At 58.0% G+C, this 16,730-nt stretch carries 19 protein-coding genes; 8 read left to right on the plus strand and 11 right to left on the minus strand.

From position 1 onward, the window contains the following. Nucleotides 1-74: 74 nt before the first annotated feature. The gene (locus tag PQR53_RS30625; protein ID WP_408462588.1) at nucleotides 75-443 is read right to left on the minus strand and encodes a response regulator; all 369 of its coding nucleotides are present in this window, start codon (nucleotides 441-443) and stop codon (nucleotides 75-77) included. Nucleotides 444-598: 155 nt separating this feature from the next. On the opposite strand from PQR53_RS30625, the gene PQR53_RS30630 reads away from it, so the two are divergent. After that, nucleotides 599-1,561 (plus strand): SOS response-associated peptidase family protein, encoded by a 963-nt coding sequence (locus tag PQR53_RS30630; RefSeq protein WP_408462591.1) that lies wholly within the window; start codon nucleotides 599-601, stop codon nucleotides 1,559-1,561. A 395-nt stretch (nucleotides 1,562-1,956) separates the two neighbouring features. Continuing rightward, nucleotides 1,957-2,244 carry a DUF1330 domain-containing protein gene (locus tag PQR53_RS30635; protein ID WP_408462594.1) on the plus strand — a complete coding sequence of 96 codons (288 nt, stop codon included), beginning with the start codon at nucleotides 1,957-1,959 and terminating at the stop codon, nucleotides 2,242-2,244. Between the two features lie 373 nt (nucleotides 2,245-2,617). On the opposite strand, the gene PQR53_RS30640 is transcribed toward PQR53_RS30635, so the two are convergent. Beyond that, a complete protein-coding gene (locus tag PQR53_RS30640) occupies nucleotides 2,618-2,857 on the minus strand; it encodes a hypothetical protein (RefSeq protein WP_408462597.1) in 240 nt (79 codons plus the stop codon). Between the two features lie 441 nt (nucleotides 2,858-3,298). Here PQR53_RS30640 and PQR53_RS30645 point away from each other — a divergent pair, with 441 nt between their 5' ends. Further along, nucleotides 3,299-3,709, plus strand: a complete 411-nt coding sequence (locus PQR53_RS30645) for a cupin domain-containing protein (protein WP_408462600.1) — start codon at nucleotides 3,299-3,301, stop codon at nucleotides 3,707-3,709. Here the strand turns inward: PQR53_RS30645 and PQR53_RS30650 are convergent. The 4 genes from PQR53_RS30650 to PQR53_RS30665 all read right to left on the minus strand — a co-directional run bounded on the left by PQR53_RS30650 (nucleotide 3,699) and on the right by PQR53_RS30665 (nucleotide 7,300). Beyond that, entirely contained in the window at nucleotides 3,699-3,842 is a 144-nt protein-coding gene (locus tag PQR53_RS30650) for a hypothetical protein (RefSeq protein WP_408462685.1), read from the minus strand. The genes PQR53_RS30645 and PQR53_RS30650 overlap by 11 nt on opposite strands. Before the next feature lie 71 nt (nucleotides 3,843-3,913). Beyond that, entirely contained in the window at nucleotides 3,914-5,047 is a 1,134-nt protein-coding gene (locus PQR53_RS30655; RefSeq protein WP_408462603.1) for an alpha-D-ribose 1-methylphosphonate 5-triphosphate diphosphatase, read from the minus strand. Between the two features lie 320 nt (nucleotides 5,048-5,367). Further along, a complete protein-coding gene (locus tag PQR53_RS30660) occupies nucleotides 5,368-6,435 on the minus strand; it encodes an SDR family oxidoreductase (RefSeq protein WP_408462606.1) in 1,068 nt (355 codons plus the stop codon). A gap of 181 nt (nucleotides 6,436-6,616) precedes the next feature. Next, complete coding sequence (locus tag PQR53_RS30665; protein ID WP_408462609.1) at nucleotides 6,617-7,300, minus strand: LysR substrate-binding domain-containing protein; 684 nt, start codon at nucleotides 7,298-7,300, stop codon at nucleotides 6,617-6,619. A gap of 118 nt (nucleotides 7,301-7,418) precedes the next feature. Here PQR53_RS30665 and PQR53_RS30670 point away from each other — a divergent pair, with 118 nt between their 5' ends. Together PQR53_RS30670 and PQR53_RS30675 are read left to right on the plus strand one after the other, a co-directional pair. Beyond that, nucleotides 7,419-7,571, plus strand: a complete 153-nt coding sequence (locus PQR53_RS30670; RefSeq protein ID WP_408462611.1) for a hypothetical protein — start codon at nucleotides 7,419-7,421, stop codon at nucleotides 7,569-7,571. 793 nt (nucleotides 7,572-8,364) lie between these two features. Further along, nucleotides 8,365-9,825 (plus strand): tyrosinase family protein, encoded by a 1,461-nt coding sequence (locus tag PQR53_RS30675; RefSeq protein ID WP_408462614.1) that lies wholly within the window; start codon nucleotides 8,365-8,367, stop codon nucleotides 9,823-9,825. Between the two features lie 206 nt (nucleotides 9,826-10,031). Here PQR53_RS30675 and PQR53_RS30680 read toward each other — a convergent pair whose 3' ends face one another. After that, a complete protein-coding gene (locus tag PQR53_RS30680; protein WP_408462617.1) occupies nucleotides 10,032-10,784 on the minus strand; it encodes an SDR family NAD(P)-dependent oxidoreductase in 753 nt (250 codons plus the stop codon). 262 nt (nucleotides 10,785-11,046) lie between these two features. Here PQR53_RS30680 and PQR53_RS30685 point away from each other — a divergent pair, with 262 nt between their 5' ends. Continuing rightward, a complete protein-coding gene (locus PQR53_RS30685; RefSeq protein WP_408462620.1) occupies nucleotides 11,047-11,589 on the plus strand; it encodes an MOSC domain-containing protein in 543 nt (180 codons plus the stop codon). A gap of 161 nt (nucleotides 11,590-11,750) precedes the next feature. Here PQR53_RS30685 and PQR53_RS30690 read toward each other — a convergent pair whose 3' ends face one another. The 4 genes from PQR53_RS30690 to PQR53_RS30705 all read right to left on the minus strand — a co-directional run bounded on the left by PQR53_RS30690 (nucleotide 11,751) and on the right by PQR53_RS30705 (nucleotide 13,859). Then, nucleotides 11,751-11,969 (minus strand): hypothetical protein, encoded by a 219-nt coding sequence (locus tag PQR53_RS30690; protein WP_408462623.1) that lies wholly within the window; start codon nucleotides 11,967-11,969, stop codon nucleotides 11,751-11,753. A gap of 38 nt (nucleotides 11,970-12,007) precedes the next feature. Continuing rightward, nucleotides 12,008-12,262 (minus strand): hypothetical protein, encoded by a 255-nt coding sequence (locus tag PQR53_RS30695; RefSeq protein WP_179742052.1) that lies wholly within the window; start codon nucleotides 12,260-12,262, stop codon nucleotides 12,008-12,010. Between the two features lie 98 nt (nucleotides 12,263-12,360). Beyond that, the gene (locus tag PQR53_RS30700; RefSeq protein WP_408462626.1) at nucleotides 12,361-12,612 is read right to left on the minus strand and encodes a hypothetical protein; all 252 of its coding nucleotides are present in this window, start codon (nucleotides 12,610-12,612) and stop codon (nucleotides 12,361-12,363) included. 308 nt (nucleotides 12,613-12,920) lie between these two features. Beyond that, complete coding sequence (locus tag PQR53_RS30705; RefSeq protein ID WP_408462679.1) at nucleotides 12,921-13,859, minus strand: LysR substrate-binding domain-containing protein; 939 nt, start codon at nucleotides 13,857-13,859, stop codon at nucleotides 12,921-12,923. A gap of 101 nt (nucleotides 13,860-13,960) precedes the next feature. Here PQR53_RS30705 and dsdA point away from each other — a divergent pair, with 101 nt between their 5' ends. Continuing rightward, nucleotides 13,961-15,295, plus strand: a complete 1,335-nt coding sequence (dsdA, locus tag PQR53_RS30710; RefSeq protein WP_408462682.1) for a D-serine ammonia-lyase — start codon at nucleotides 13,961-13,963, stop codon at nucleotides 15,293-15,295. 86 nt (nucleotides 15,296-15,381) lie between these two features. Beyond that, on the plus strand, nucleotides 15,382-16,704 hold the full coding sequence (locus PQR53_RS30715) for an MFS transporter (protein WP_408462629.1): 1,323 nt from the start codon (nucleotides 15,382-15,384) through the stop codon (nucleotides 16,702-16,704). Nucleotides 16,705-16,730: the final 26 nt, after the last annotated feature.

Here is a 16,730-nt window from a genome sequence, read left to right on the forward strand (position 1 = left end):
AATGAGCCCGGATCCGCCGCAACAACCGGGCTCCGTGCCGACCCGCAACCTCGCTACGTTGTCCCGCCATGCCGTCACTGTCGATGCGTGACATGGTCTGCCAGCAGTCGTCGTATCGTGGCGAGTAAAATTTGCGCATCAACTGGCTTGCGAAGGAAACCGTCGTAGCTGACAAAGGCTGGCGGGCTAGGCTCGCCGGAAACAAGTATGAAGACCACATCGGTCAGTCCGGGGAGGGTGCGCAATCGGTGGCAGAGTTCGCTTCCGGACATCACCGGCATGCGCCAGTCGGCGACCACCACGTCCACGGGAGATTCGATAAACATTGCCAACGCGGACTGGCCGTCGCTCGCAATTCTTACTTCAAATCCGTCACCGGTGCAGTTGGCGGCCCACGCAGCCAACGCTTCCGCATCATCGTCTACCAGCAGTACGCTTGCCATATCCAGTTGTCCGATTCGAGCTGTATTGTTTGGCAGCCTGACAAGGCCCAAAGTTCACACAGCCATTCATCGCGCCCGTAATCGCGCCCGTGTATCCGCCGCGCTCACGTCAGTTCGAAGAGTACGTATCATGGGACCGGGAAACGGAGGCATCCATGTGCTACTCGGCTCGAATCCAGGCGGATTATCGGAAATTTGTGCGCACCTTCGGTGCCCTGATGGACATCCACGAGTTCACGCGCCTGTTCTTCGAGCGCGCGGAAGGCGTTAGCAAGGCCAGGATTCCGAAGGCAATGGAGAACGCGTTTGGCGAGCCGCAAACTGTAGCCGAGGGCGAAATCAAAGCCCTCATCGACCGATTCAACGCCGACCAGGCGACCAGGCTCGAGCAAGATCTGTTTAAGCAGCGGAAGCGGCTTGCGGACGCGGAACGGTCGCTGCAAGCAAAAGTAACCAAAGCCGCTACAGAAAGTCAGCGAATTGCCACCGACAAAATCGCGTGGACGCTCGGCAAACTCGAAGATCTCCAACGGACAGACCTGACGGCCCAGGACTCGCGTATTTTCGTGGGACACTATGCGCCGGTCATGGTCATGGAAGACGGTCAGCGTGTCATCAAGCCGATGCGCTATCAATGCCGCATTGCAGGCAAACCGGCCGCCTACGACGAAAAATATCCGGGCACATACATTGCACGCCGCGATAATCTTGAGGGTTTCTGGAAGTCGCTATTCGGCTACTCGCATGGCATCCTCGTAGTCAGCGCGTTTTATGAAAACGTCCGCCGCGCCAGGATGGAGGGACACGAGCTTGCTGAAGGCAAGAAAGATGAAAACGTCATTCTGGAGTTCCGCCCTGATCCTGCGCACGACATGCTTGTCGCATGTTTGTGGTCCCGCTGGTCCGCACCAGGTGAATCTGATTTGCTGTCCTTCGCCGCGATCACAGATGAACCGCCTCCGGAAGTCGCGGCAACGGGACATAACCGATGCATCATTCCGATAAAGCCGGAAAATGTCGATGCATGGCTGACCCCGGATTCTTCGAATCTCGCGACCTCGTATGCCATCCTTGATGACAGAGACCGTCCTTACTACGAGCATCGGCTGGCTGCATGACCGCCCTCAATTATCGGCAACTGACGAATGGACCTTTGGATTCAACCTTGCGCTCGATGCGCCGATCTCCATGGCAGGCCGGCTGCTGAGGCTTCGCATCGGGATCTCACGCTGAACGGCGCGGGCGCGGTAAAAGACTCGCGCGTTGAGGAGCACTACACCTGCGTCCGGTGCGGCGGCGTGTTCGCGCGAACTATTGCCGGGCCGCCGGCGCGCCAGATCTGGATGCTATTGAATGCTAGCCAGCATTGACGCGAGCGGCTAACCTGGGACCGCCTTGGAGTCGCATTCACAGGGATGCCCGCCGCCCGTCTGCGAAGCATTGTTGAACATCGATCAATGCGATTCCATGGCATTATCGTGTGCATCTTCACACCACCGCAGGAGCGTACGCCATGGCGACTTATATTGTCTTCACAAAGGAAAGCACGCAGGATCAGGGTGAGCTCGACATCTACCAAAGCAAGGTGGGCGAAACCTTTAAAGGTCATCCCGTCAAGATTCTCGCTGCCTACGGACCTCAGCAGGTCCTCGAGGGCGATGCGCCAGAGGGCGTCGTGATCGTGGAGTTTCCGTCGACGGAGGCCGCGCGCGCGTGGTACGACGGCCCGGCGTATCAGGAGGTCGCGCAGCACCGGTTCAAGGGCGCGCGCTATCGCGCCGTACTCGTCGAAGGTGTGTGACGAAAAGGGGCGCCAATTGGGCGCTCCATATTGAGCGTGGCATGCTTTGTCGACTTTGGAGGGCGGTCGACGTGGATGCACGTCGGCTAGCTTGCCATGTACGCGCACCTGGCGGAATACCGCCAGATTGAAAAAGAGTTCATTAAGAATTCTTCATGTGTTCTCAGTTTTGCGGTAACGACCAACCGATATGCTGAAAGCGGACTTCGACCTTATTGAAACCGCAACCAGCCATGTCCAAAGTCTAAAATTTCGTTGTTACCGCTACTCTTGCTGCTGCTTCACTATCCGTCCACGCAGGCACGATGGATGTGGCGTTCACAGTCTTTGCTCAGAAGCGAAAAGGTGGCTCCGCGTGAGCAAAGAAATACACCTACGCTTGCCCTCTTTCATGCCAATCGTCTATCTCGGTTCGAGCCCGGTGCTCGAGCGCGCTGAGTGCCATCAGCGGGTCGATCTTGGCCCTTGGAATGACCATTTCGAGTGCCGGGGGCGTGCCTTTGCTCTTATCCCCGTCGGTACGTTCAATCACGGCATGACATACCCACTGAACGCCAAGCTCGTCCGCTGCAGCATTGGCGGTCACGCGAAAACCACGATGTTCAAAAGCCACAAACCCTCCAGACACAAAACGAAACGCAGGTGCTCGCAACCTGCACAACCAAGACTGCGAGGAGCCTAACATGGGAGCACAACCCTCTGCATTGAAGTGCCGAATTCGATTACACGCAGCTGACTCTTGTGCGAAAGTGTGCACCTCGCTGAAAGGAGCACAGCAAGTTCAAAGCAGAACCACAACTGCAGATGACGTGTCCCATTCGACTATGCACGGGGTAGTGAAGGTTCCCATGGACCAGGCCTCATTTGGCAAATGTCATTTGCCAAATGAGGTCATTCCGCCGGTCCGTTGCCACGTGGCAGCATGCACTCAGCCACGACGAACACGATGAGTGCATAGACGACTTCGTCCAGATACACCGCGCGATGTCGACACTACTGAACGGCACGACCTATCGAATTGTTCGTCGCCTGATCACATAATATGGAGAACGGCTTGTTTAATTTCTTTGATATAAACAGCATCATCAATCAATTCCCGGACGAGGCGGACAGTACAATTGTTGACGTCTATCTCACTGATGAACCCTCTGCAAGCTCAAGACTCTTTCGTGTTTATTACCCGATACCTCGCCACTACCACGAAACGTGCGAAGAACATCTCTACCTGCTGACCGGTAAGGTTGCCTTCGCGATTGAGGACGAAGCGCCTCGCGTCCTCACTGCGGGCCAGTTAGTGACCTTTGAGCGAAACACTGTCCACGCGATAACTGAAATACTCGAGTCGCCAGCTGTCTTCTTCACAGTCGACGCCCCTCGTCGTGTGCCGACGGATGTCGTGTATGTGAATCCGGACGACGCAAAAATCCGACCTTTTGTGACCCATCTGGAAGCTACTAAAGGGTAGCGTGTGGCGGCAGGCGCGTGAGCCGGCCAAAGAAGGGATGCTTGGGATCGTTGAATCCGGCCGTCGAAAGATGGCCGGTTGCGACGAGCGAATCGACGAAGGCTTCGTCTTCCGCGCTCAGACGGTAGCTCAAGGCTGCCTGGTATTCATCCCATTGCGCATTACGAGCCTGCGCAGAAAGACGTGATCGCAGTGTGGTGTCCGTCAAACGACGCGTTCGCCCGCCCGCCAGGTCGCGCGAGGTACGGGTAGCGCATCATGCATCCGCACGCGCACAAAGTCGGCCCGCAACCCCGGGGCGATCGCGCCGCGGTCGTGCAATCCCACTGTGCGAGCGGGTTCGGCCGAGACGGTTGCCATGGCACGCGGGAGCGTCCAGCCAGCCTTGTCGACGAGTTCGAATGCAGCGCTCAACAGACTCGATGGGACGTAATCAGACGACAGGATGTCGAGCAGTCCAGCCTTCGCGAGTTCAAGCGCGGAGACGTTGCCCGAGTGCGAACCGCCTCTCACGATGTTGGGTGCCCCCATGACCGTCGCGATACCGTGTTCTCGCGCGGCTTGTGCGGCGACACGGGTGGTCGGGAATTCGGCCAGCACGATGCCTTCGGCGGCCGCCTGTTCGACATGCCCGACTACCGTATCGTCGTGGCTCGCCACCGGTACGCCGAGCTCCACGCAGCGCGCTACGATTTCGCGACGGTGCCGGTCGGCGTAGCGTTCCTGTCCATCCGCAAGCTCGGCCACCACGGCGGCAAAATGTTCGTCGGTCAGCTTGCCGTGCCGCTCCTGCCAGCGCCGCCATTGATTGCGATCGTGCCATTGGCGCTGTCCTGGCGTGTGATCCATGACGGAAGCAAGACGTAGCAGCGGATGCGCGTAGAGCGAATCGAATACGTCGACCACGTCTGGTGCGGCGATTTCGCAGCGCAGGTGCAGGAAGTGTTCGGCCCGGAGCAACTCGCTCTGGGACAAGCGCGTGAGCGCTTGCGTGCACTGCGTCTGCAGATCGCGGTTGTGCATGTCCACGTCGGAACGCGCGCCGATTCTTAGCGAATCGAACACGGTGGTAATGCCGGCGGCAGCCACCTGTGCATCGTGAATCACGAACGCCGCGTCGATATTCCACCGCACGCCGGGGCGCGGCGCGAGATGCTTCTCAAGATTGTCCGTGTGCAGTTCAATCAGGCCCGGCAGCAGATAGTCTCCGTCCCAGTCAACGGCTTCGCGTGCGGACGTGCTGCCGCGTTCGACATCGCGGATGACGCCGTCTTCAATGCGCACGGTCCCGGTAAACTCCTCATCTCGCGTAACGACGCGAGCGTTCCTGATCAACATCGACGTACTCCGTATGCGTATCAGCCTAACGTAGTGTTGCTGTAAGACGCAGTAGTGGTGGTTGTAATCGGGGAGGTGCGACGCTCGTCGTCATTCGTTTCGAGCAGGGACGCAGTTACGTGGCCCCACATGTCATCTAAACGTCTAGATGTCTGGAGATACGCTTATGACACCCGTAACGCGAGCGATGTACGTCACATTCCCATCATGGCTTGCGCACTAAATGCGCGGCAGCTCGATCATTTGAGCCGCTCGGAATGACAACACCATGACATCTACCGAGAAAGCAACGCTACGCACCGCTGGCGACAAACTGCGCATCATCCAGGAATGATCCGCTCCGCCTTCAACCGGTCAAACAACGCGACGAATGCGTCTGGCGTGCTCTGATAATCAAGAAAGCCTGCCTTGCGGCTCTTCGTCATGTCTGTGAGCACTTCCATTGGGCGTCCGAGATCCGCATCGGTATGCCACCACGACACAAGTTTGCCGATGTCCGCTTCGATCAGACCGAACCGCGCCGCAATCCCGGACCATTGCTGTTGGGCGCCCTGCATCCGGCTCTCGAGCGGACGCACCACGCCGTCGAATGGAATCGCTTCAATGTCGAAGTAATCCGCAATGCGCGACCACATCCATTTCCAGCGAAACACGTCGCCGTTGACCACGTTGAAATCCTCGTTACGGGCATTCGCGGAAGTCGCGGCCCATTCAAGATGTCGCGCGAGCAACCGGGCATCCGTCATGTCGGTGAGACTGTCCCACTGCGCGGGCGAACCGGGAAACACGAATGGCTTGCCCTCCTGCTTGCAAAGCGTCGCGTAGACGGCGAGCGTCAGCCCCATGTTCATCGCGTTGCCGACAGCAAAACCGATGATCGTATGCGGACGATGCACGCTCCAGCTAAAGCCGTATTGCTGCGCCGCTTCGAACAGGCGGTCTTCCTGTTCGTAATAAAAATTGTCGACCGGCTGACGGCCCTGTTCTTCCCGAAACGGTGTAATCGGCACCGCGCCGGTCGCGTACGCCTCGAAAGGACCGAGATAGTGCTTCAGGCCGGTGACGAGCGCGGCGTGTGACAGGCCGCCTGCCGGTCCAAGTGCGTCCAGCACATGACGCACCATGCCGCCGTTCACGCGAATATTGTCTTTCTCCGTGGCCTGACGGGCCCACGCGGTGAAGAACAGGTGACTGAAGGATCTACCGGCTAACGCGTGACTGACGGATTCAGGTGAGGTCAGATCGGCGGTGATCGATTCGATCCCAGGCGACACCGCAGTGCGGCCGCGCGAGAGCCCGGAAACGCTCCAGCCAGTGGAAAGTAACTGGTCGGCCAGATTGCTGCCGACAATGCCGCTTGCCCCAATGATAAGTGCCCGATTTTCCATGAGTGAGAAATTCAAAAAGTAAATGCCTGTCGATACAGAGAGGATTCTGCGACCGACCAGCCTGTGCTATTGCTGGCAGGTTGAACGCTATTGCATGCGGTAGAACTACCGCGTGTGTTGCCGCGTGCGGCAGGTTGAATGTACCACCACTATCGGATTGGGATCTCAGGTTGAACGGGCTCTATGGCCGAAGCGCCTTCATCGCACCACGTGTTTCAACCAGCAACTCTTCCGCAAGTCGCGTCAGAGGGCGGTCTTTCGAAGAAATCGCCCAGGCGTCAATCGTGTTCTTCGGCTGAAACGGCAGTGCGACAATCTGCTGCTGACCGATATGTGCGACGGCCGACAGTGCGTCGACCACCGCGACACCGGCGCCGGCGGCTACCAGCCTGCACACGGGCTCCGAATAGCGTGTCTCGACAGCCACGCGGTACGGCACGCCGCTGTCGCGGAATGCGGCGGCAATCAGCGTGCTGACACGCGCCAGACTCGACAGACCGATCAGCGGATACGGTTCGAGATCGGCCGGCACGACACGTTTGCGCCGCGCAAGCGGATGTCCATGGGGCACGACGCAAACCATCTCGATCGACGCGATCTTTACCATCTTCAGCGACTGGTCAAGCTCGGGTTCGAGCGCCATCGTCAGGCCGAAATCGGCCGCCAGCGATTCAACGCTTTCGATCACCTTGAATGAATCGACGACGTCGCAAAACACCTTTACGTCGGGTTTGCCGATCATGAAACGCTGAATTGCCTGCGGAAGTATCGAGTGACCGAGCTGCGGCGTGGCGCTCACGCGCACATGTCCGAGGCGGTTCTCCTTGATGTCCTCGACGGTCTGGTCGAGAGCCTCGGAATACATGATTGCATCGTATTTGGTACGACCGGCATCGCGTTCTTTTTGCCGCAGATCATCAAGAGTTTTGGCTATAGCAATACGGCGGTTGGTTTTCTGAGCGCCGTGCCATATCGGGCTGCACATGCGTTTGATCGGCCATCCTGGCCGTGCCGCGGGACTCGAGCGTTTGCTCGACAGCCTCGCGCGGCGGGAGGATGTGTGGATGTGCCGCCGCATCGATATCGCGAATCACTGGTTGCAGGAACATCCTTTCCGCGCGACAGGGCGGAGTTGAAGAAAGTGCAGCGCGGCCAACTATTGGCGATACCGGAATGAAAATAGCAACGGATGCCTATTCAGTCGTCGAGTTGATACTGCGCCGATGTGTGAGATTTTTCGCCGCCTCGTCGCCGAGATTGGTCTGATTAATATAGATCTGGTCATTAGGGCCGAGGGGCTTGCCGTGAGAAAAAGTCCTATACATCCCTGGTTTTTTCAATGGACATGGGTGCTTGCTTTTTTTGATCGGAGCGGTATCGCTCCAAGGCAGGCTATGCCAGACAACTTATCTTTTCAAGAAACATATGTTCTCTCGGCGCTGACATTCACGCTTTTGGCCGATATACGAGGGACATTGGCGGGACCGCCGACTAATGCCGCGTCCTGACGGCTCAAGCATCCACGCCGACCATAAGAAGCCAGTCCCTCGGAAGCGTTCGCTGCGAAGGCAACGGTGGCCGTCAAGGAGAGACCGGCCATGAAGCGTCATTCGCTTACATAATTGCATGGGCATTCAAACGGCGACTCCGTTTCAAAAAGCGGCCGCTCGATTGAGACTGTGAACGTATGTGCCATGGCGGTCGATCATGAGACGGAGCCTGCAGTGAACGTGCCTATGCCTCATAGGTACGTGTGCGTCAGCGCACACAAAAGGTGCCGGAGGCCTTCAGAAGTCAGATTGAATCTTTTGAGAAGTAGTCCATACTTCTTAATTACGCTTCAGGCAGAAAATCCGTCGTTTGAGGTGGTAACAATGCCGCAGGCCCGAAAAAGCCTGCTCTTTTCTCTCATCGTCAGGGGAGTTCGCTATGGTTTCCGTTCCATTTACGCGGCGCGCATTCGTCAAGGGAACCGCGTCGGCAATCGCACTCGCATCACTCCCCAAGCTAAGCATCGGAGCGACGCCCACTACCATCAGGCTTGAGTGGCAAAAGTTCAAGACAACGCCGCACTATGCATCGTATCTGAACGCGGTTCACACGATGAAAGGCAACACCGATTCCAGTAAACCCACATCCTGGCAGTACTGGGTCAACGTTCACCTCAATTATTGCCCTCACGACGTAGCGTATTTTCTGACGTGGCATCGCGGTTATATCTATTATTTCGAACAGCAGTTGAGGACCGTGTCCGGCGATAGCAGCCTGGTTCTTCCCTACTGGGATTACTACACGTATCCAGTCATTCCGTCCGAATTCACGGATACTGCCAGTGGCAATCCGCTCTACGTTTCGCGAGTGAACACAAACGTATATCAGGCGCTCGCTCTGAGTCCGTTCGGAACAGGCGTGAAAAACTTTCAGCGCGGCCTGAGCAACGCATTCGAACCCATGCTGGAGAGCGCGCCGCACGATCCCGTACACGACATCATCGGCAGCTATATGGCCGATATCGCGACGGCCCCGGTAGATCCGATTTTCTATTTGCATCACTGCAATCTCGACCGCTTGTGGAACGCGTGGTCGCGGCGATCGACAAGCAAGGTACCTGCGTCGAACAATAGTTACTGGAACGGTAGCTTCACATACGCAAGCCGTCTGACGATGGCGAAGTCGCGCACAATCACGACCACGGGACTGGGCTACGACTATGCCGACGACACGATGCCGATCGCATTGCCTCCACAGGCGCAGCAAGGGAGGGTCATTCGCGTGCAGGGACAAACCATGCAGATTCAGGCGCGCCCGCCAGTCGCCACATTGACGACAACCCCGCCACGCAGCGTGTCCTCCACCCGCGAATCATTGGGGGGCGTCAGGGGCGTGTCGCTGGGCGTTAGCTCCGTGAGCGCCGTCATTCCGCTTCAGACAGCCAGCGGGACAACGCTGCAGGGTGTGCTCGCGACTTCGCCTGCAGTGGGTCAAAGCGAATCATCAGCAGCACCGGAGGTTTCACAGGCCGTGACCCCGACCAGGAAGTCCTTCCAGTATGTGAAGCTCGTTCTCGATGGCGTGGCAATTGCTAAGGCGGCCAAAGCCGGGGGGTTCTTCTACAATGTGTATGTTAATTTGCCCGCCACGGGGGACGTGGATGCCGTAAAGGGTCAGCACTTCGTCGGCACGCTCGGCGCTTTCCAGATTTCGACCGCGGCACATCACGGCATGAATATGATTGACTACGACGTGACCGATCTGCTGGCGCAGCAAGGTGCGACCAAGCTGCCCCAGATCGTGGTTTCGTTCGTGCGTATCAATGCTGCCTTCTCGCCGAGCGGCGACGCGGTGGCTATCCAGGAAATGCGCATCGAGCTAGGCACCGATGCGCCATAGTAGATTGATCTACGCGGCTACGATGGGCCAAGGACAGCGACGCAGGTTAAAAGTCTCGAAGTGGCCCCTCGCGAAGCTACTCCCGCGTTTGGTTGTTATGCGCGCGCCCCAACCCGACCGTGCCGGTCTCAATGGTCTCGAAGTGCGACGGGGAGTATGTCAAAGTAGCCACTCATACCCGTGTCTCCCCGTGTGCGGATTTGCACTTACGTCAACACCTGCCCGCCATCGACCACCAGGGTCTGGCCGGTAATCCAGGCCGCGTGCGAGCTGGCGAGAAACAGCACCGCGCTGGCGACCTCTTCGGGCGTCCCGAGCCGGCCGAACGGAACCGAATGCAGTATCCGCTCATACAACTTTGGGTCGGACTGCTTGCGCTGTTCCCACGATCCACCGGGAAATTCGATTGAGCCGGGCGCGACCGAGTTGACACGGATCCGATCCGGCGCGAGTGTCAGCGCATTGGACGCCGTGTAGTGCATGACCGCGGCTTTGATCGCCGCATAAGACTGTGTGCGTGTCGATGGACGCAGCGCTGAGATGGACGTCACATTGACGATGGCGGCGTCGGCCGACTGCCGCAGAAACGGCAATGCGGCATGGCCCGCGCGCACTGTTGCCATTAGATCGACTTGAATACCGGCCTCCCAGCCGGCTTCGGTATCCCCGCCTCCGAAGCCGGACGCGTTGTTGATCAGAATGTCGATGCCGCCAAGCGCTTCGCCGGCGGCCGCAATGTAAGCGCTGATCGCCTTGCCGTCAGCGAGATCGCAAGGTGCGGTATGGACCGGATGGTCATAAGCGGCCAGTTCGGCCTCGACCGCTTTCAATCCTTCAAGGTTGCGTGCACAGACAGACACGGCGGCGCCTGCCCGCGCGAACCCGAGCGCGATGCTGCGGCCGATGCCGCGCGAGCCTCCCGCGACAACGACGCGTTTACCGTTGAAATCGAAACCCATAATTCTGCCTCCTGGCAAATGACGTGATCGGCAGTATGGCCGAGATTGCCAGATTTCGCTCTGTTGCAAGTCGACGTCGGCAGGGCCGCAACCTTACCGGTATTTGCCAGCTTCATGACCCCTCGCCGATCTTTGCGGCGTTGAGGATTGTTATCGGCCAAGGAAGTGTCATTCGTAAATCCGCTAGAATATTCCACAGTTGCAACTGGCTGAACTAACCCATGCATGCCCTCGTCATGCAATCATTGGAGGTCGCTCGATAGTGGACGGAAAAGTCATTGCGGTTCACGTTAATGCCTCACATACATTTTCCAAACAATCCGTTCGGCAAATCGTGTTACTGGAGGGGCTGGGTGTTGAAGGCGATGCTCACTGTGGTGCAACGGTAAAACACCGCTCTCGTGTCGCTCGAGATCCCTCGCAACCCAATCTACGCCAGGTGCACCTCATACACGGTGAATTGTTCGACGAGCTTTTCGAAAAGGCGTTTAGAGTCTTACCCGGTGATCTCGGCGAAAATATCACGACGCGTGGGCTTGATCTTCTATCGTTACCCGCGGGCACAGAGTTACATATCGGCGAGCATTCGATCGTCACACTCACAGGCCTCCGAAACCCGTGCGCGCAAATAGATCATTTCCAGGCTGGGCTCATGAAAGCCGTTCTTGGCCGCTCGCCTGAAGGAAAGCTCTTGCGAAAGGCCGGCGTGATGGGTGTCGTGACGACCACCGGACCGGTAAACTCGGGCGATGAAATCGTCGTCAAGGTTCCGCCTCCGCCATACCGTGAGCTTGAAATGGTGTGACTCATTTCCAGAGCTCTTACTGCGCGGCGACTGACCATGAATTACTTGTTCCGCCGCACGCCACTGCACACCAAAGTAAGCTGTCCCTCCCACAACGGGCAGACTTCTCGCACCATCTCACCGTAAGGCGGCCCGTTGCAAATCCTGTGGAAGGCCATTGTTTATTGCTCGACGTACATACGCCATTCAGGGAACTGCTCGAAGAAGCTCTCGCTGATGTAGACCTGGTACAGGATGGGCGAACTGGTATCCGTCGTAGCAGCCGGTTCGTCGATTACTGCTATCCCGGGATCAACGCCGGTGATTCTCGCCCAAGCTGCCAGGTCGTCAGGAAGATCGGCGGCCTCTTCTCGCGGCACGCGCAATTTGATCGACTTCATCGCCTTCCCTCGCAAATATAGCGTGCCTGTTTTTGCCTTTACTCGACGATGCCGACCAGATCGTCGATATCCTTCTGGATACGCATCTGTGCTTCTCGTACGGCGGCATCAGGTGTGTTGGCAACGAGTGGGAGCATCAACCCTGAACCCTTGAATTCGGCTTCGAAATGCACCCATGCTGCGTACGCGCAAACACCGGAAGCTTTTTGCACGAGGTTCACCGTTACGTCATATGTGCGTCGCTTACCATGCTTGCGGGTGTACTGAAAACGGTTTAACAGTGGTTTGTACATCACGTTTCCTTGGCTTGGCCGCTTCTGATTTGACCTATTTGCCTGGGGAGGCCGTCGTTCACTGCCCAGGGACGTCTGCCGGATGCCGCAGCGTGTCGTTAACTGTTTGCTGCGTCGTCCAGGGTTGATGATCTGCCGAACGGCGAGCGAGGCATCGGTACACCATCCACAAAAGCACTCGCACAGCGCACAGCAAACTCGTATGCGCAGGTCTGGCTTGCGAACTCACCAAGATCGCCTAATGAGGTGGATTCGCCGTCTTCCTTCAGAATGCAGGCGCGGGCGACGAACGTGTTTCCGGACCTTATCGTCGACGCCTGAATCGCTGCGCCACGGTGAAATAGAACCATTGCGTGCCCTCCGATCGCAGAACATGGAAGGGCATTGTAATGTTGTCAAATTCGCGAGTGGTAACTGTTACCTTTCCACATAGGGTGCTTAAGTATGACGAGAGGCGAGGCGGAGCCGACGATATTCACTCCAGCGGGGAAGCATCCTGGCGATCGCACCGGCGGCTCCGATCAAGGAAATATAGACACGTTGATTCAGGTTTCGCATGAAGCTGGCCGGAGCCACCGATTACGACGATCTTCATGACAGATTCTCCAGATGATAGTGGGCGCTTCGGCCAACGGCAGCACGCCTCAGATGATGTTCGTCACAGCAGCAGCTTGGCCCGCGCTTCGCTAAAGCGATGGCATTCATCCATCAGCCAGCTCGAAAATGCCGCCACACGCGCATTCTCCTCGCGCCCAGTGAGTAGCATGTAGCGGGCCGGCGAGGGCACGAGGTGGCCAAAGATGTTGATGAGGCGGCCGTGCTCGAGCTCTTCGTAGACGAGCGCAGTGCGCGCCACGGCGACGCCTTGATGACTCAAGGCCGCACTGATCGCCAGGCTTGCCAGATTGAATTGCGGCCCCGCCACCGCTCCGAGCCATTCGGGCCGGGCGGTCTCCAACCAGGTGCGCCATTCGATGAACTCGGGCGCGCCATCCCATGGCGAAAAGTCATGCAATAGTTCGATCCCCTCGAGCGATCGACCCGCGGCAAACTCAGGGTGCTCCGCCAAATATTCCGGCGTTGCTACCGGCAGCAGATATTCGTCGAGTATCGGTATCGCGCGGATCGTTTCGTACTGCCCGAGATCAAAGCGAATCGCCACGTCGATGTCATCGGCCAACATGGCCTGCCGATCCAGCGTTTGAAATTCAGCCTTCACGCGCACCGGTATATCCGGGTGCAGGCGATGAAACTCGACCAGACGCGGCATCAACCACTGCAAGGCGAATGATGGCGAGCAATTGATCTGTAAGGGCGCATTGGAGCGGCCAAGATGATTGATTGTTGTCTCAATGCTGAGAAATGCGCTTCTCGTGCTTTCGAACAACGCCACACCTTTCTGCGTCAGGGCAAGGGAGCGGTGCTGGCGCGTGAACAGCGCGTAACCCAGCCGGTCTTCGAGATGCCGAATGTGCTGACTGACAGCGCCCTGCGTCAAGCTCAACTCAGCCGCCGCCTTGGTGAAACTGAGCAGGCGAGCCGCCACTTCGAAACAGCGCAAGCCGCCGAGCAGTGAGGAATCGAGGGGCATATGTATTAGCAGGACTAATGCGTCGAATAGAAATTATAGCTTTTTTGGTTGGCGCCCGTGACCTATATTCGCCAGATCCAAAACACCAAGCATAGGTATTCGGCGTGATTCCCACCCTTCCTGCAATTGCCCCTGATCTATTAGCCCGGCTACAGAAGCGGACTCCCTTACTGTGGCTCAATCCCGCACTCGGAAGTGCTTTGCCCGAGGGCTCACCCTGTTTCGCCGACATCGACGAGGCAGACGCCCGCCTGGTACGTTGCGCGGGCTTGATGGCTCATCTCTTTCCCGAATTGCAAAGTAGCGCGGGCCTGATCGAATCGCCGTTGACGCGTGTGGAGCGACTCCAGCAGACCATGGAGAACGCTACGGAGTCTGACGCCGCATGGTTTATCAAAAGTGACCATGCTCTACCCATCGCCGGGTCGGTTAAAGCGCGCGGCGGCTTTCATGAAGTACTGGCATTGGCGGAAAAGCTGGCTCTCGAACACAACGTGCTGGCCCCTGAGAGCGACCGGCGCGAGCTCGCGGGCGACGCAGCCCGCGAATTGTTTGCTCAATACACCGTGAGCGTCGGCAGTACCGGCAATCTGGGCTTGAGCATCGGTGTCATGGCTGCCGCCCTGGGATTTCAGTCGGTGGTGCATATGTCGACGGATGCCAAGGCCTGGAAAAAAGATCGTTTGAGAAAAGCTGGCGTTCAGGTGGTCGAGCACGCGGGCGACTACGCGGAAGCGGTGGCGGCCGGGCGAGCGCAATCGCTTGCTGATCCGAAAGGCTATTTCGTCGACGACGAGAATTCGCTGATGCTTTTTCTGGGCTATGCAGTCGCCGCGCGCCGGCTAGCGACGCAACTGGCCGCGTTGAATCGACCTGTCGATGCCACGCATCCTTTGTTTGTCTACATTCCCTGCGGTGTCGGCGGCGCGCCCGGCGGCATCACCTTCGGGCTCAAAGCGCTTTTTTTTGAGCATGTACACTGCTTTTTCGCCGAACCCGTCGCGTCGCCGTGCATGTTGGTGCAATTGGCAGCGGACGAGACTGCGCCCGTGTCGGTCTATGACATTGGTCTCGACAATCGCACCGAAGCCGATGGCCTCGCCGTCGGTCAGGCCTCGCATCTGGTGAGCCCGCTGATGCGATCTCAGCTCTCGGGCGCGTTCACCGTCGCGGACGCGCAACTGTATGTCCATCTCCATCGCGTGGCGCAAACCGAAGGCGTGCTGCTCGAGCCATCGGCCGCTGCCGGATTCGACGGACCGCGATGGCTGACGCACAGTGACCAAGGTGAAGCCTATCTTCGCCAGCACGGGCTGGAGCGTCACATGGCTAGCGCCACCCATATCGTCTGGACAACAGGCGGTTCGCTGGTGCCGCGCGAAGAACACGAGCAATTTCAAGCGCGCGGCCAGGTGCTTGCGGCGCAGGATGAACTCGCCTGAAACCCCTGCAGGGCATCGCCGCCAACCGTCCATCACAGCATCCAGCGTTAGCGCATCGAGATGCACCGTCAAGGAAACCCAGTTCCATGATTGAAACCCCAATCGACACGTCGACCATCGTCGACGAGGCCGTCCACACGAGCGCCTTTCAAGAGGCGACTTACCGCAAGGTCGCGCTCAGGTTTATTCCTTTCCTGATGTTGTGCTATGTGGTCGCCTTTCTGGATCGCATCAATATCGGTATTGCCAAGCTGAATATGCTGACTGATCTACGGTTCAGCGAGACGGCCTACGGTCTTGGCGCAGGGCTCTTCTTTCTTGGGTATCTGATTTTCGAAGTGCCGAGCAATCTGCTCATGCATCGTATCGGCGCGAAGCTCTGGATCGCGCGGATCATGATCACCTGGGGCCTGCTTTCGGGGCTGATGGCTTTCGTGACCACCCAGTGGCAGTTCTACACGGTTCGCCTGCTGTTGGGCGTGGCCGAGGCCGGCTTTTACCCGAGCGTGATTCTGTACCTGACCTATTGGTTTCCCAACCATCGCCGCGCCAAAATGACAGCCTGCTTTCAGGCTGGCATTCCGATTGCCGGCTTGATTGGAAATCCGCTTTCCGGTTGGCTGATGGATACCTTTCATCATGTTGCCGGCCACTCGGGATGGCAATGGATGTTTGGTCTCGAAGCGTTGCCGACGATTCCCCTGGCGATCGGCGCGCTGCTCATTCTCGACAATTCGGTTAGCGCCGCGCGTTGGCTAAGCCCGCAGGAAAAGCAATTGATCGTTCATGAACTCGGGAAGGACGAGAAGACGCGCGAGCACCTGCCGCTGCTCAAAGTTTTCACCGATGCACGCATCTGGAAAATTATCCTGACAGGTTTCCCGGCGATGATGGGCCTCTATACCCTGGGCTTTTATCTGCCCACGCTGATCAAGGCATCCGGCGTGACCACGGCCACCACGGTCGGTTTTCTCAGCGCGATTCCCTATCTGGTGGCCGTAATCGCCATGGTGACCTTCGGGCGCAGCTCCGACCGCATGCGCGAGCGTCGCTGGCATCTGGCCATCGTGTTGCTGCTCGGCGCCGCGGGCCTCACCGCCAGTGTCTGGACAAGCCACAGTGTCGTGCTTACGGTGATCACCATGTCAATCGCCGCGGCCGGCATCATCAGCTATTCGCCGATCATGTGGTCGGTGCCGACGGCCTTTCTCGGCGGCGCCGCCGCGGCGGCCAGCATTGGCGTGATCAACTCCGCCATCAATATCGGCGGGTTCGTGAGCCCCTACCTGATCGGCTGGGTCAAGGACGAATTCCACACGACCGACCCGGCTATCTACATCGTCGCCGGCTGCCTGACGTTCGGGGCATTGATGGCGCTGAGCTTCGATCGCAAGCTGGTCAATCGCTGAGCGCGCGCTCCTCAAACCCTATCCCC

Source organism: Paraburkholderia fungorum, assembly GCF_046027605.1.
Classification (GTDB): Bacteria; Pseudomonadota; Gammaproteobacteria; order Burkholderiales; family Burkholderiaceae; genus Paraburkholderia; species Paraburkholderia fungorum_F.